Origin of the sequence: Caballeronia sp. PC1 (genome assembly GCF_021353155.1) — a bacterium.
Lineage (GTDB): Bacteria > Pseudomonadota > Gammaproteobacteria > Burkholderiales > Burkholderiaceae > Caballeronia > Caballeronia cordobensis.
Map to the genome: position 1 here is coordinate 2,173,903 of NZ_JAJUBH010000001.1, position 15,055 is coordinate 2,188,957.

Genomic DNA, 15,055 nt, shown 5'->3' on the forward strand with positions numbered 1-15,055 from the left:
ACGTTGAGCCAACATGATAAGCGCTCAGCAGGCGTCGGCCGCTTTTACTTCGGATGTAATGCGCGGCGCGTCCAGCCGCGCGGCCCAGAACGTCACGCCGAGCGCGGCCAGCGCGACGAGCGCCGCAGCCCACGGCAGCGCATCGAGCGCATGGCCGTGCGTCAGCACCGCGCCGCCGAGCCACGCGCCGCCGGCATTGCCCACGTTGAATGCACCGATATTGAGCGTCGAAGCGAGATTCGGCGCGTCTTTCGCTTTCTCGACGACGCGCGTCTGCAGCGGCGGCACCGTCGCGAACGCCGCGATGCCCCATACGAAAATCGTGACGATCGCGCCGATCTGGCTGTGACTCGTCTTCGCGAACACCGCCATGACGATGGCGAGCGCGACGAGAATGCCCATCAGCGAGGGCATCAGCGCGCGGTCGGCGAGTCTGCCGCCGATCGTATTGCCGATCGTCAGACCGGCGCCGAACAGCACCAGAATCAGCGTGACCGCGCGCGGCGAGAAGCCGCCGACCTGTTCGAGAATCGGCGCGATATAGGTGAACACGACGAACACGCCGCCGAAGCCGAGCACCGTCATCGTCAATGCGAGCCAGACTTGCGGGTCGCGCAGCACACGCACTTCCCGGCCCAGGCCGCTCGGCGCGGCGTCGTGCCGGTTCGGCACCAGCGCCGTGACGCCGAGCGCCGCGAGCACGCCGAGGCCCGCGACGATCCAGAACGTCGCGCGCCAGCCCAGTTCCTGACCGATGAACGTGCCGAACGGCACGCCCAGCACATTCGCGAGCGTGAGCCCGGTGAACATCAGCGCGATGGCGCTCGCACGCTTGTCCGCCGGCACGAGCGACGCGGCCACGACCGCGCCGATGCCGAAGAACGAGCCGTGCGCGAACGAGGTCACGACGCGCGCGACCATCAGCAATCCGTAGCCCGGCGCGACCGCGCACAACACGTTGCCGACGATGAACACGGCCATCAGCAGTTGCAGCGCGAGCTTGCGCGGCATTCTGGCGGTGAGCACGGCGAGCAGCGGCGCGCCGACCGCGACGCCAAGCGCGTAACCGGTGACGAGCAGGCCCGCCGACGGAATCGACACGGCGAGATCGCGTGCGACGTCGGGCAGCAGGCCCATGATGACGAACTCCGTCGTGCCGATGGCGAAAGCGCTGATCGCCAGCGCGAGTAGCGGAAGAGGCATGGTGACTCCAGTTCAGATTCAGGATTGCGCGGTCACGAATTCGACGACGACAGCCGGCGCCAGCCGCACGAAAAGCTGCCGCTCGCGCGTGAGCGGCACGTCGGCAAGCTGATAGGCATAGCCGTGACAGTCGAGGCGTTCGAGCAAGGCGCGCCACTCGGTGTCTTCGTCGATGCGCAGCGCCAGATGGTCGATGCGCGTCGCGGCCGGGCTGCTGGCCGAAGCGCCGACGCCCGAGGCGATCAGATGCACCGCCGGGCGCGAGCCGAGATACAGCCAGTAGCCGCCGACGCCGAACGGCGGCCGCGGCCCGACGCGCATCCCGGCGATATCGACGAAAAAGCGCATGAGCGGATCGCAGTCGGGCGCGACGAGCGTGACGTGATCGAGTTGCATGGCTTGAACGCTCCGTGAACCGCGTGAAGGTTGCGATTGCCGTGCATTGTGCGAGCCGCGCACGTTTTTGAGAATTGGTCTACGCTTTGAATCATTATCAAAGGCAGATTGAAAATGACGATGGATCGGCTCGGCGACATGCGCCTTTTCGTGGAAGCGGCGGCGGCGGGCAGCCTGTCGGCGGCTGGGCGCAAGCTCGGGCTATCGCCGGCGGCGGCAAGCGCGCGCCTCATCAAGCTCGAAAAGGCGCTGCACACGCGGCTCTTTGAGCGCACGACGCGCCAGTTGCGCGTCACCGACGAAGGCCGTCTGTATTTGCAGCATTGCCGCATCGCGCTGCAGGCGATCGACGACGCCGAAGCCGCGCTCCAGGCCGGCCAGAACGTCGTGCGCGGCAAGGTGCGCATTTCGGCGACCTCGAATTTCGGGCGCTCGCTGCTGCGCGGCTGGCTCGACGAATTCAGCGCGCTGCATCCGGACGTGCGGTTTGCGCTCACGCTGTCGGATTCGGTGTCGAATCTGCTGCAGGAAGAAATCGATCTCGCGATCCGCTTCGGCGCGCCGCCCGACAGCGGGCTCGCCGCGCGCGCGCTCGCGCCGAATCGCCGGGTGCTGTGCGCATCGCCGGACTATCTCGCGAAGAAAGGCGTGCCGACGACGCCCGCCGAACTCGTCGGACACGACTTCCTGGTCGTGGTCACGGCGGCGGGGCCGCTCAACGAACTGAGTTTCGTGCGCGGCGACGAGCGTTACGCGTACACGATCCCGCTCGCGGACGCCTGGGAAACCAACGACGGCGCCCTGCTGCGCGAGTGGGCGCTCGCCGGACACGGCATCGCGCACAAGTCGATCTGGGATATCGCGGCCGATGTCCGTGCCGGCACGCTCAGGATGGTGCTGCCCGACTGGTGCACGCACGAGGCCGCCGTCCACGCCCTCTTTCACGCGAACCGCTACATGGCGCCGCGCGTGCGCGTGCTGCTGGACTTTCTGGTCGAGCGCTTCCGCATCAACACGGACGACCTGCTCGGCGAGCTTGCCTATCCGCCGGACAAGCGCTTAACGCCGTCAGGAATGGCCGCCGGCGCTATAATATCGGGCTAAATTGCAGTAAAAAGCGGGCCGTTCACGGTAGAAGCGCTCGCAAAACCCTTCAATCCCTAACTAGCGCCCCCAGATTAACCACTGCGACCGGCGACGATTCATGACCAAGAAAGTTTATGTAAAGACCTTTGGCTGCCAGATGAACGAGTACGACTCCGACAAGATGGTCGACGTACTCGGCGCGGCGGAAGGACTCGTCAAGACGGACACGCCCGAAGACGCGGACGTCATTCTGTTCAACACGTGCTCGGTGCGCGAGAAGGCCCAGGAGAAAGTGTTCTCCGATCTCGGCCGCGTGCGCGAGCTCAAGGAAGCCAACCCGAATCTGCTGATCGGCGTCGGCGGTTGCGTCGCGAGCCAGGAAGGCGCGTCGATCGTCGCGCGCGCGCCGTATGTCGATCTCGTGTTCGGCCCGCAAACGCTGCATCGCCTGCCCGCGATGATCGATCAGCGCCGCGCCACCGGCCGCGCGCAGGTCGACATCTCGTTCCCGGAAATCGAGAAGTTCGATCACTTGCCGCCCGCACGCGTCGACGGTCCGAGCGCGTTCGTGTCGATCATGGAAGGCTGCTCGAAATATTGCAGCTATTGCGTCGTGCCGTACACGCGCGGCGAAGAAGTCTCGCGCCCGCTCGACGACGTGCTCACCGAAATCGCCGGCCTGGCGGATCAGGGCGTGCGCGAAGTCACGCTGCTCGGCCAGAACGTGAACGCTTACCGCGGCGCGCTGACGCTCGGTTCGTCCGAAATCGCGGATTTCGCGACGCTCATCGAGTACGTCGCCGAAGTGCCGGGCATCGAACGCATTCGTTACACCACGTCGCATCCGAAGGAATTCACGCAGCGTCTGATCGACACCTACGCGAAGGTGCCCAAGCTCGTGTCGCATCTGCATTTGCCGGTGCAGCACGGCTCCGACCGCATTCTGATGGCGATGAAACGCGGCTATACCGTGCTCGAATACAAGTCGGTCATTCGCAAGCTGCGCGCGATTCGCCCGGATTTGTCGCTGTCGACGGACTTCATCGTCGGCTTTCCCGGCGAGACCGAGGACGATTTCAACAAGATGATGGCGCTCGTCGACGAGATGCGCTACGACACGAGTTTCTCGTTCATCTACAGCCCGCGCCCCGGCACGCCCGCCGCGAATCTGCACGACGACACGCCGCGCGAAGTCAAGCTCAAACGCCTGCAACATCTTCAGGCGACGATCGAGGAAAACGTGCAGCGCATCAGCGCTTCGATGGTCGGCAAAACCGAGCGCATTCTGGTCGAACGCCCGGCGCGCAAGGACCCGAACGAGCTCGCGGGCCGCACGCAGAATAATCGCGTCGTCAATTTCCCCGCGCCGGCGGCATCGCATGCGCGCCTGATCGGGCAGATGATCGACGTGAAGATCGTGCACGCGTATCCGCATTCGCTGCGCGGCGAACTGGTGCTCGCGCCAGAGACGACCGCAGTGGCTTATTGAAGACAGCACACTTTGAAGAACGCTCCTACGCAGCATCTGGAATTCACCGCACCGCGCGAGGACAACGCGCGGCTCGCCAACCTCTGCGGCCCGCTCGACGAGAACCTGCGGCAGATCGAGCAGGCGCTCGACGTGACGCTTTCGCGGCGCGGCCACAAGATTTCGATTCGTGGCCGTGGCGCGAAAGTCGCGCTCGCCGCGCTCGAAAACTTCTACAACCGCGCGCGCGATCCGATTTCCGTCGACGATATTCAACTTGCGCTCGTCGAGGCGCGCCACGCGACGCGCCGTGCGCGGGAAGCGCGCGAGGCCAACGGCGAAGGCAGCGAAGTCGATCCGCGTTTTCGCGGCGACGATCCGGATCATCCCTTCGATGAACCGAGCGCCACGATGGATCTCGGCGAAGACGAGGATCACGGTCCGAAGCTCTACACGCGACGCGCCGATCTGCGCGGCCGCACGCCGGCGCAGCGCGAATATCTCAAGCAGATTCTTCAGCACGACGTGACCTTCGGCATCGGGCCGGCGGGCACGGGCAAGACCTATCTCGCGGTGGCGTGCGCGGTCGATGCGCTCGAACGCGATCAGGTGAAGCGCATCGTGCTCACGCGTCCGGCCGTCGAGGCGGGCGAGCGGCTCGGTTTCCTGCCGGGCGATCTCGCGCAGAAGGTCGATCCGTATCTGCGACCGCTCTACGACGCGCTCTACGATCTGCTCGGCTTCGACAAGACCGCGAAGATGTTCGAGCGCCAGATGATCGAAATCGCGCCGCTCGCCTACATGCGCGGCCGCACGCTGAACCACGCGTTCATCATTCTCGACGAGGCGCAGAACACCACGCCCGAGCAGATGAAGATGTTCCTGACGCGTATCGGCTTCGGCTCGAAGGCGGTCGTCACCGGCGACACGACGCAGGTCGATTTGCCGCGCGGACAGAAGAGCGGGCTCATCGAGGCGCAGCACGTGCTGTCGGAAGTGCGCGGCATCGCGATCACGCATTTCACCTCGGCGGACGTGGTGCGGCATCCGCTCGTCGCGCGCATCGTCGAGGCTTACGACGCGCAGGCGCAGAAAGACGCCGCTCTCGCCGAGGCGGCGCGCCAGGCGCAACAGTCGCAGCACAAGTCCGAATGACGCCGCGCCTCACGCTCACCTTGCAGTTTCCCGCCGCGAAGGCGTATCCGTCGCACAAGGCAATCCTGCCGCGCGCGACGGTCGTGCGCTGGATCAAGGCGTCGCTCTTCGCCGACGCCGAGCTGACCGTGCGCTTCGTCGGCGAGGAAGAAGGCCGCATGCTCAACCGCACGTATCGGCAGAAAGATTACGCGACGAACGTGCTCACCTTTGCCTATGCGGAGTCCGAGGACGATCCCGTCGCGGGCGACCTGATTCTGTGCTGTCCGGTCGTCGAGCGCGAGGCGGCCGAACAGGGCAAGCCGCTCGCGGCGCATTACGCGCATCTGATCGTCCACGGCACGCTGCATGCGCAGGGCTACGACCATGAGGTCGAAAGCGAGGCGCAAGAGATGGAATCGATCGAGACGGATATCATGCAATCTCTGGGATTTTCCGATCCCTACGTGCCCTTGACCTGAGCCCGTCCGATGTCCCCGATGTGTTGAAAACGCCGTGAACGACAAGACGCCCGACTCCCCTTCACTCGCTGACATTGCGTCTGCGCCCGACGCCGGCTATCCGCCCGCGCTCGGCGATTCCGCGCTGTGGACGGAGGCCGAACTCGCGGCGTCTCGCGAAGCGGCGTTCGCGCATTGGGACGGCCAATCGGACGTGTGGCTCTTCGGCTACGGATCGCTGATCTGGAATCCCGGGCTGCCGACGGTCGAAGCCGTGCGCGGCAAGGTGCATGGCTATCATCGCGGGCTGTATCTGTGGTCGCGGGTGAATCGCGGCACGCCGGAGCAGCCGGGCCTCGTGCTCGCACTCGATCGCGGCGGCTCGTGCACCGGCATGGCGTTTCGCCTCGAAGGCGCGGGCGCGACCGAACATCTCGACGTATTGTGGCGCCGCGAAATGGCGATGGGCTCGTACCGCCCCGCGTGGCTGCCATGCACGCTCGCCGACGGACGGCGCGTCGAGGCGCTCGCATTCGTGATGCGGCGCGAAGCGGCCTCGTACACGGGCAAGCTCGCCGACCCGATCGTGCGCACGGTGCTGGGATGCGCGAGCGGCCGCTACGGCACGACGCTCGATTACGTCAGCCGGACGGTCGAGGCGCTGAGAGAAAGCGGCATGCCGGACCGGGCGCTGGAGGCGTTGTTGAGGCGATGCCAGGCGCAAAAGCCGCAGTGATCCGTATGAAATTTTGTCGGTGTGCATCGGCCGTTCGGCCAGCGGTGGGGGGCGGACACACACGTTGCATGTTTATGGGCTAGCATGGCTCACGACATGCGCGCCGCGCCACGCAGCCCGCGTTTTTCCCTGGTGTATGCTTAACTTTCCGCAAACCCGCGCCCGGTCGCTTCCGGGCGCCCCGCTATGAACGAACCCTATCCCAGTCGACGCCATTCCGACAAACCGCAGGAAAAGCGCTCGCTTCTCGAACGCTTGACCGATTTCATCTCGCACGAGCCCGAATCCCGCGACGAGCTTCTCGAAGTGCTTCAGGACGCGCACGAGCGCAACCTGCTCGACGCCGATTCGCTCTCGATGATCGAAGGCGTCTTTCAGGTGTCCGATCTCTGCGCGCGCGACATCATGATTCCGCGCGCCCAGATGGACGCCATCAATATCGCGGACACGCCCGCCGAGTTCATCCCCTTCGTGCTCGAAAAAGCACACTCGCGCTATCCCGTGTACGAAGGCAATCGCGACAACGTCATCGGCGTGCTGCTCGCGAAAGACCTCCTGCGCTACTACGCCGAAGAGGAATTCGACGTGCGCGGCATGCTGCGCCCCGCCGTCTTCATTCCGGAATCGAAGCGCCTGAACGTGCTGTTGCACGACTTTCGCGTGAACCGCAATCACATCGCGATCGTCGTCGACGAATACGGCGGCGTGGCGGGCCTCATCACCATCGAGGACGTGCTGGAGCAGATCGTCGGCGATATCGAGGACGAATACGATTTCGACGAGGAAGCCGGCAACATCATCGCGACGCCCGACGGCAAGTATCGCGTGCGCGCGCTCACCGGCATCGAACAGTTCAACGACGAATTCGGCACCGATTTCTCCGACGACGAAGTGGACACCATCGGCGGCCTCGTCACGCATCGCTTCGGGCGCGTGCCGCATCGCGGCGAAAAGGTGCGCATCGACGATTTCGTGTTCGAGATCCTGCGCGGCGACGCCCGGCAGATTCACGTTATCCTCGTGCGGCGCGTGCCGAATCTCGCGCAGCAACATCATCAATCGGGCGACGACGAAGACGAATTGCGCGACTAAGCGCACGGCGGGCGACCCGATCGAACGGCGCCCGCCCTCATCCGTTTGCCTGCTTCCGCTTCCGTTTCATCTCGACCGTCATCAATGGCCGATTCATCGTTTCCCTTTCTCTCCCGTCAACGCGACGTGTCCGTGACCGCCACGGCGCCGCGCGCGCTGCCCTTCTGGCATTACCTCGTCGCCGCCGTGCTCGGCGCCGTCAACACGCTCTCGTTCGCGCCGACGCCGCATGGCGGTTGGATGGAACTCGTCATCTTCGCGCTGTTCTTCGCGTGGCTTTCGCGCACCAACGGCTGGAAGAGCGCCGCCGCGACCGGCTGGGCGTTCGGCTTCGGCAACTTCGTGACGGGCGTGTGGTGGCTCTACGTGAGCATGCACGTGTACGGCGGCATGGCCGCGCCGCTCGCCGCCGCCGCGGTCGCGCTGTTCTCGCTGTATCTCGCGCTCTATCCGGCGTTGTCCGCGGTGGCGTGGTCGTTCGTCGCGGGGCGCGCGCGTTTCGGCGATGAAGACGCTGCCACGGCGCGCGACATCGACGCATCGCCGCGTCATGCGCCGACGTGGCACGGCGCGTTCGCGTTCGCGAGCGCGTGGGCGCTCGGCGAATGGCTGCGCGGTCTGGTGTTCACCGGCTTTCCGTGGCTCGCGAGCGGCTATGCGCAGGTCGACGGGCCGCTCAAGGGCTTCGGCGCGATCGTCGGCGTATATGGCGTCGGCTGGGTGCTCGCGCTCGTCGCGGCGCTCGTCGTGCAGGCGGTGTATCACGTTCGCAAGACACGGCGGCTCGCGTTCGCGCCGGGTGTCGTCGCGCTTCTTCTGATCGTCGCGGGCATGCTGCTGTCGCTCGTGCAATGGACCACGCCCGCGAACGCGCCGCTCGACGTGCGGCTTCTGCAAGGCAACGTGAAGCAGGAGATGAAGTTCGAACAGGCGGGCGTCGATGAATCGCTCGCGCTCTACAAGCGGCTCATCACCGCGAAACCCGCCGATCTGATCGTCACGCCGGAAACCGCGCTGCCCGTTTTGTCCGTGCAGATTCCGCAGGATTTCGCGGTGGCGATCCGCAACTTCGCGGACGATACGAACTCGTCGATCCTGTTCGGCGCGATCGGCGTCACGATCCTTCCCGATGGCCGCGCGACCGATTTCACCAACAGCCTCTTCGGCGTCACGCCGCACGTGAACGGCGTGTATCGCTACGACAAGCATCATCTCGTGCCCTTCGGCGAATTCGTGCCGCCCGGCTTTCACTGGTTCGTCCGCATGATGGGCATTCCGCTCGGCGATCTCGCGCGCGGGCCGATCGCGCAGAAGGCGTTCCTCGTGCATAACCAGCCGGTCGCCGTCGATATTTGCTACGAGGACATCTTCGGCGAAGAGATCGCGAAGACGATTCGCGATCAGGAAACGCCCGCGGGCATTCTCATCAACTCGACGAATCTCGCATGGTTCGGCAATACCATCGCGCTCGACCAGCACTTGCAGATCGCGCGCATGCGTTCGATCGAAACCGGCCGGCCGATGCTGCGCGCGACCAACACCGGCATGACGGCGGCGATCGCGGCGAACGGCGATGTCATGTCCAAGCTGCCGACATTCACGACCGGCGTGCTCGAAGCGCGTGTGCAAGGCACGTCCGGCAACACGCCGTATGTGACGAGCGGGAATATGACGGTGATCGCGGTGTCGCTCGTGCTGCTGGCGTTCGGGTTTGCGTTTGCGCCGAACCGGAAACGCTCCGGCACGCGCTGAACACCGCTTGAAACGAAGCCGCGTCGCGCGCTGCGGCGCGGCGCGTACGCTTCACCCTCCTCCCAAAAAGCCGCACCCGCCACTCCATTCGGCTAAAATTCAACGTTTCAGCACTTCGGCCGAGCCTCCGAGTCGCGTCGTCACGACGATGGCCGCGCCCCGCACAAGGCAATCATGCTCACTTTCCAGCAAATCATTCTGACGCTGCAGTCCTACTGGAACGAGAAGGGCTGCGCGCTCCTCCAGCCGATCGACATGGAAGTCGGCGCGGGCACCTCGCACGTCCATACGTTCCTGCGCGCAATCGGCCCCGAACCGTGGCGCGCGGCCTATGTCCAACCGTCGCGCCGCCCGAAAGACGGCCGCTACGGTGAAAATCCGAACCGCCTGCAGCACTACTATCAGTATCAGGTCGTGCTGAAGCCCGCGCCCGACAACATCCTCGATCTGTACCTCGGCTCGCTCGAAGCGCTCGGCTTCGACCTGAAGCAGAACGACGTGCGCTTCGTCGAAGACGACTGGGAAAATCCGACGCTCGGCGCGTGGGGTCTTGGCTGGGAAGTGTGGTTGAACGGCATGGAAGTGACGCAGTTCACGTATTTCCAGCAGGCGGGCGGCATCGACTGCAAGCCCGTGCTCGGCGAAATCACCTACGGTCTCGAACGCCTCGCCATGTATCTGCAAAAGGTCGAGAACGTGTACGACCTCATCTGGACCGAATGGGAAGAAGACGGCCCGAATGGCAAGGAATTGCGCCGCCTGACCTACGGCGACGTCTATCACCAGAATGAAGTCGAGCAGTCCACCTACAACTTCGAGCACGCGAACGTCGATCTGCTCTTCACTTTCTTCAAGAGCTACGAAGAAGAAGCGAAGAAGATGATCGAAGCGAAGCTCGCGCTGCCCGCCTATGAACTCGTGCTGAAGGCCGGCCACACGTTCAATCTGCTCGATGCGCGTGGCGCCATTTCCGTGACGGAGCGCGCGGCGTACATCGGCCGCATCCGCGCGTTGTCGCGTCTCGTCGCGCAGGCTTACTACGATTCGCGCGAAGCGCTCGGCTTCCCGATGCTCGGCAATCCGGTCAGGGGCGATCGCGATCTCGTCACTGACGAGCAGGAAGCGCAGCGCCCCGCATGGGCGCCGCCGCTGAAGGTCGAAAGCGCGCCGCCGGGCGAAACCCGCAACAACGAACAGGTTTGACGAGGCTCGACAGAACAATGACGCAATCCAACAACGCTTCGCTCCTCGTCGAGCTCCTGACCGAAGAACTGCCGCCGAAGGCGCTCGCGCGTCTCGGCACCGCTTTCGCCGATGGCATCGTGGAGCGGCTCGCCGCGCGCGATCTCATCGACGGAACGCCTGCGTTCGAAAAGTACGCGACGCCGCGCCGCCTTGCCGTGCTCATCAAGAACGTGCGCGATGTCGCGCCGGAAAAGCAGGTGCGCGAGAAAGTGCTGCCGGTCACGGTCGCGCTCGATAAGGAGGGCAATCCCACGCCGCCGCTCGCAAAGAAGCTCGCGGCGCTCGGCTTTCCCGACTTTCCGCTCTCCGAGCTCGAACGCGCGCAGGACGGCAAAGCCGAAGCGTTCTTCCTGCGCTACGCCGCGCCCGGCGCCACGCTCGCCGACGGCCTGCAAGCCGCGCTCGATGAAACGCTCGGCAAGCTGCCGATTCCGAAGGTCATGACGTATCAGCGCCCGGACGGCACCAGCGTGCAGTTCGTGCGTCCGGTGCAGCGCCTCGTCGCGATGCACGGCCGCGAAGTCGTGCCGGTCAGCGCGCTCGGCGTCGATTCGGGCGATACGACCATCGGTCATCGGTTCATGTCGCACGGCTTCGTCGCCATCGCTCACGCCGACGGTTACGCCGACACGCTGCGTCACAAAGGCCACGTCGTCGCCAACTTTGACGATCGCCGCGAATCGATCCGCACGCAGCTTCAGGCCTTCGCGGGTGAAGACCGCGTCGTGATGCCCGAAGCGCTGCTCGACGAAGTGAACGCGCTCGTCGAATGGCCGGTCGTCTACGAATGCCGCTTCGACGAGGAATTCCTGCAAGTTCCGCAGGAATGTCTGATCCTCACGATGCAGACCAACCAGAAGTACTTCGCGCTCACGGATCAGAACGGCAAGCTGCGCTCGCGCTTTCTGATCGTCTCGAATATCGATACGAAGACGCCCGGCGAGATCGTCGAAGGCAACCAGCGCGTCGTGCGCCCGCGTCTTGCCGATGCCAAGTTCTTCTTCACGCAGGACAAGAAGAAGCGTCTCGAAGACCGCGTGCCGCTGCTCGCCAACGTCGTGTATCACAACAAGCTCGGCTCCACGCTGCAACGCGTCGAGCGCCTGGAAGCGCTCGCGGGCGAGATCGCGCCGATGGTCGGCGTCGATGCCGCGCTGACGCGCCGCGCCGCGCGTCTCGCGAAGGCGGACCTGCTGACCGACATGGTCGGCGAATTCCCTGAGCTGCAAGGCACGATGGGCACGTACTACGCGCGCCACGACGGCGAGCCGGAAGAAGTCGCGCTCGCGTGCTCGGAGCATTATCAGCCGCGCTTCTCGGGCGATGAAACGCCGTCGACAGGCGTCGGCGCGGCGGTCGCGCTCGCGGACAAGCTGGAAACCATCGTCGGCATCTGGGGCATCGGGCTTGCGCCGACCGGCGAGAAAGATCCGTTCGCGCTGCGCCGTCACGCGCTCGGCGTGCTGCGTATCCTGCTGGAAAAGAAGCTGCCGGTCGATCTGCGCGATCTCGTCGGCGCGGCGCAGCGTCAGTTCGCCGGCGTGCCGCACGTCGCCGATTCGCAGGAAGCGGTGTACGCGTTCTTCATCGACCGTTTGCGCGGGCTGTTGCGCGAACGCGGCTTCGAAGCGAACGATATCGAAGCCGTGCTGAGCCTGAACCCGACGCGGCTGGACGACATCGTCGCGCGCCTCGACGCCGTGCGCGAGTTCGGCGCGCTGCCGGAAGCCGCGGCGCTCGCCGCCGCCAACAAGCGCATCTCGAACATTCTCAAGAAGTCCGAACAGGGTGCGCCGTCCGCGGTGAACAAGGCACTGCTCGTCGAAGCGGCCGAGAAGAACCTGTACGCGCAGATCGAAGCGGTTGCGCCGCGCGTGCAAAGCCAGCTCGCCGCGCGCAACTACACGGAAGCGCTCACGGCACTCGCCGCATTGCGCGAAAGCGTCGATACCTTCTTCGACGACGTGATGGTCAACGCCGAAGACCCCGCGCTTCGCAACAACCGCCTCGCGTTGCTGAGCGCGCTGCATCAGCAGATGAACTGCGTCGCGGACATCTCGAAGCTCGCCGCATAGAGCGCCGATCATGGTCATGAACAGAAAGCTCGTCATCCTCGATCGCGACGGCGTCATCAACGTCGATTCGGATGCGTTCATCAAGTCGCCGGACGAATGGGTCGCCATTCCCGGCAGCCTCGAAGCGATCGCGCGTCTGAATCAGGCGGGCTATCGCGTGGCGATCGCCTCGAATCAGTCGGGCATCGGGCGCGGGCTCTTCGACATGGCCGCGCTCAACGCGATGCATCAGAAGATGAATCGCGCGGCGGCGGCTGTCGGCGGGCGCATCGACGCGGTGTTCTTCTGCCCGCACACGGCCGAAGACCAGTGCGATTGCAGAAAGCCGCGGCCCGGCATGTTGCAGCAGATCATCGACCGCTTCGAGATCGATCCGGAAGACACGCCGGTCGTCGGCGATTCGCTGCGCGATCTTCAGGCGGGCGCGGCGCTCGGCTTTCCCACGCATCTCGTGCTCACCGGCAAAGGCGAAAAGACGCTCGCGGAAGGCGAACTGCCCGAAGGCACGCTCGTGCACAAGGATCTGCGCGCGTTCGCGCTGCATTTCCTCGCACGTCATCAAGACTGATTCCGGCTTCATTCATGCGCTTCATCCGTTCGTTGCTGTTGATGCTTTACTTCATCGTGTACACCGCGCCGTACGCGGTCGCGTGCTTCATCGCGTTTCCGTTCATGCGCGCCGACAAGCGCTACTGGATGGCGGCGGGCTGGTGCAAATCGACGATCGTCGTGCTGCGGCATCTCATCGGCATCCGCTATACGATCGAAGGCATGGAGAATCTGCCGAACGGGCCGGCCGTGCTGCTCTCGAAGCATCAGTCCGCATGGGAAACGCTCGCGTTCCCCGCGCTCATGCCGCGTCCGCTCTGCTACGTGTTCAAGCGCGAGCTGCTGTTCGTGCCGTTCTTCGGCTGGGCGCTCGGGCTCCTGAAGATGGTGCACATCGACCGCAAGCAGGGCCGCGATGCGTTCGCGTCGGTCACGCGCCAGGGCCGCGCGCGCATGGATGACGGCGCGTGGGTCATCATGTTTCCCGAAGGTACGCGCACGCGCGTGGGCAGCCAGGGCAAGTACAAGACGGGCGGCGCGCGCTTCGCGGTGGCGACCGGCGCGCCCGTCGTGCCGATCGCGCATAACGCCGGGCACGTATGGCCGCGCAATTCGTTCATCAAATATCCGGGTATAGTCACGGTGTCGATCGGCAAGCCGATCGATACGGCGGGCCTCACGCCCGAAGAAGTGAACACGCGCGTCGAAAGCTGGATCGAAACGGAAATGCGCCGCATCGATCCGCAGGCTTACGCCGCGCCGAACGCGCAGCCGGGTGAAGCCGGCGCCGCGGGCGCGGGCCGCTGAGCGGCTCTCGCTTCGTTTATCGAGCCGCGGCGTGCCTTACTCGTTCTTCTCGTCATTCCTGCGCCGTGAGCGCAAAGCCGAGCCGATGCAGAAAGCCCCCTCGCGACAGCGCCCCGCCGTCGCGCTCGACACCCTGCAACTCGATCTGCCGTTCGAGCATGCGCCGGCCTACTCCGGCGCGCCGCCCGCGAGCGGTCCTGCGCCTTTGCGCGGCGACGTTCCGGGCGCCGATCCCGTTCCCATCCTCACGCCCGCGACACCCGCAACGCCAGCGGCGCCGCTGCCCGATGGCGTGCGCCTGCGCCGCATCGCGCTCAAGGCGGGCGCGCTCGAATATCGGCTGAAGCGCTCGTCGCGGCGCACGATCGGCTTTTGCATCGACGGCACCGGACTCGCGATCACCGCGCCGCGCTGGGTGACGATCGCGGACATCGAGAGCGCGATCCTCGACAAGCAGAACTGGATCGTCAAGAAGATCACGGAATGGCAGACGCGCGTCGAGCAGCGCGCGCTGCCGCGGATCGTGTGGAAAGACGGCGCGCAGTTTCCGTATCTCGGCAAGACGATCAGCGTGTCGCTCGGCTCTTCAGCAAGCGCGCTTTCCTTCGATGACCAAACCAACGTCCTTTCGATCGCCCTGCCCGCGCACGCGGACGCGCAGCAGATCAAGGACCGCGTGCAAGGCTGGCTGCAATCGGAGGCGAAGCGCATCTACGGCGATCGGCTCGCGGTGTACGCGGCGAAGCTCGGCGTGGAGTATCGCGCGTATGCGCTGTCGGCGGCGGCGACGCGCTGGGGCAGTTGTTCCAGCGACGGCAAGATCCGCCTGAACTGGCGGCTCATCCATTTTCCGATGTCGATCATCGACTACGTGGTCGCGCACGAGCTTGCGCATCTGCGTGAGATGAACCACAGTCCGCGCTTCTGGCAGACGGTCGAATCCATCTTTCCGGAGTTCCGGGAGGCGCGGCATACGCTCAAGCATCATCCGCCGGATCTGCTGCCGGCGCTGTGAGCGTCGCCAGCGTATAAAAGGCGCCGACGGTACAAT

14 protein-coding genes are annotated in these 15,055 nt (G+C 65.1%); 12 read left to right on the forward strand and 2 right to left on the reverse strand.

All coding sequences use genetic code 11. From position 1 onward, the window contains the following. Positions 1–24: 24 nt before the first annotated feature. Together LY284_RS10445 and LY284_RS10450 are read right to left on the reverse strand one after the other, a co-directional pair. The gene (locus LY284_RS10445; RefSeq protein ID WP_014190483.1) at positions 25–1,203 is read right to left on the reverse strand and encodes an MFS transporter; all 1,179 of its coding nucleotides are present in this window, start codon (positions 1,201–1,203) and stop codon (positions 25–27) included. An 18-nt stretch (positions 1,204–1,221) separates the two neighbouring features. Further along, positions 1,222–1,599, reverse strand: coding sequence for a VOC family protein (locus tag LY284_RS10450; protein ID WP_014190482.1), 378 nt, complete (start codon positions 1,597–1,599; stop codon positions 1,222–1,224). 120 nt (positions 1,600–1,719) lie between these two features. Here LY284_RS10450 and LY284_RS10455 point away from each other — a divergent pair, with 120 nt between their 5' ends. The 12 genes from LY284_RS10455 (at position 1,720) to LY284_RS10510 (ending at position 15,019) form a co-directional block, all read left to right on the forward strand. After that, complete coding sequence (locus tag LY284_RS10455) at positions 1,720–2,703, forward strand: LysR family transcriptional regulator (protein ID WP_014190481.1); 984 nt, start codon at positions 1,720–1,722, stop codon at positions 2,701–2,703. 100 nt (positions 2,704–2,803) lie between these two features. Continuing rightward, entirely contained in the window at positions 2,804–4,174 is a 1,371-nt protein-coding gene (gene miaB / locus LY284_RS10460) for a tRNA (N6-isopentenyl adenosine(37)-C2)-methylthiotransferase MiaB (RefSeq protein ID WP_014190480.1), read from the forward strand. A 12-nt stretch (positions 4,175–4,186) separates the two neighbouring features. Further along, positions 4,187–5,308 (forward strand): PhoH family protein, encoded by a 1,122-nt coding sequence (locus tag LY284_RS10465; RefSeq protein ID WP_014190479.1) that lies wholly within the window; start codon positions 4,187–4,189, stop codon positions 5,306–5,308. Then, positions 5,305–5,769 carry an rRNA maturation RNase YbeY gene (gene ybeY, locus LY284_RS10470; protein WP_014190478.1) on the forward strand — a complete coding sequence of 155 codons (465 nt, stop codon included), beginning with the start codon at positions 5,305–5,307 and terminating at the stop codon, positions 5,767–5,769. Before LY284_RS10465 ends, ybeY begins: the two co-directional genes overlap by 4 nt. Before the next feature lie 34 nt (positions 5,770–5,803). Continuing rightward, on the forward strand, positions 5,804–6,484 hold the full coding sequence (locus LY284_RS10475) for a gamma-glutamylcyclotransferase (RefSeq protein ID WP_014190477.1): 681 nt from the start codon (positions 5,804–5,806) through the stop codon (positions 6,482–6,484). Between the two features lie 186 nt (positions 6,485–6,670). Further along, positions 6,671–7,576 (forward strand): HlyC/CorC family transporter, encoded by a 906-nt coding sequence (locus LY284_RS10480; RefSeq protein WP_014190476.1) that lies wholly within the window; start codon positions 6,671–6,673, stop codon positions 7,574–7,576. 84 nt (positions 7,577–7,660) lie between these two features. Beyond that, the gene (lnt, locus tag LY284_RS10485; protein WP_045450332.1) at positions 7,661–9,328 is read left to right on the forward strand and encodes an apolipoprotein N-acyltransferase; all 1,668 of its coding nucleotides are present in this window, start codon (positions 7,661–7,663) and stop codon (positions 9,326–9,328) included. A 174-nt stretch (positions 9,329–9,502) separates the two neighbouring features. Then, positions 9,503–10,531 carry a glycine--tRNA ligase subunit alpha gene (gene glyQ, locus LY284_RS10490; protein WP_014190474.1) on the forward strand — a complete coding sequence of 343 codons (1,029 nt, stop codon included), beginning with the start codon at positions 9,503–9,505 and terminating at the stop codon, positions 10,529–10,531. Between the two features lie 17 nt (positions 10,532–10,548). Beyond that, entirely contained in the window at positions 10,549–12,648 is a 2,100-nt protein-coding gene (gene glyS, locus LY284_RS10495; protein WP_014190473.1) for a glycine--tRNA ligase subunit beta, read from the forward strand. 10 nt (positions 12,649–12,658) lie between these two features. Beyond that, positions 12,659–13,216: a D-glycero-beta-D-manno-heptose 1,7-bisphosphate 7-phosphatase gene (gmhB, locus tag LY284_RS10500; RefSeq protein ID WP_014190472.1), complete on the forward strand. Its 558-nt coding sequence runs from the start codon at positions 12,659–12,661 to the stop codon at positions 13,214–13,216. Positions 13,217–13,230: 14 nt separating this feature from the next. Then, positions 13,231–14,004, forward strand: a complete 774-nt coding sequence (locus tag LY284_RS10505; protein ID WP_014190471.1) for a 1-acyl-sn-glycerol-3-phosphate acyltransferase — start codon at positions 13,231–13,233, stop codon at positions 14,002–14,004. Positions 14,005–14,089: 85 nt separating this feature from the next. Further along, a complete protein-coding gene (locus LY284_RS10510) occupies positions 14,090–15,019 on the forward strand; it encodes a M48 family metallopeptidase (RefSeq protein ID WP_014190470.1) in 930 nt (309 codons plus the stop codon). Positions 15,020–15,055 lie beyond the last annotated feature (36 nt).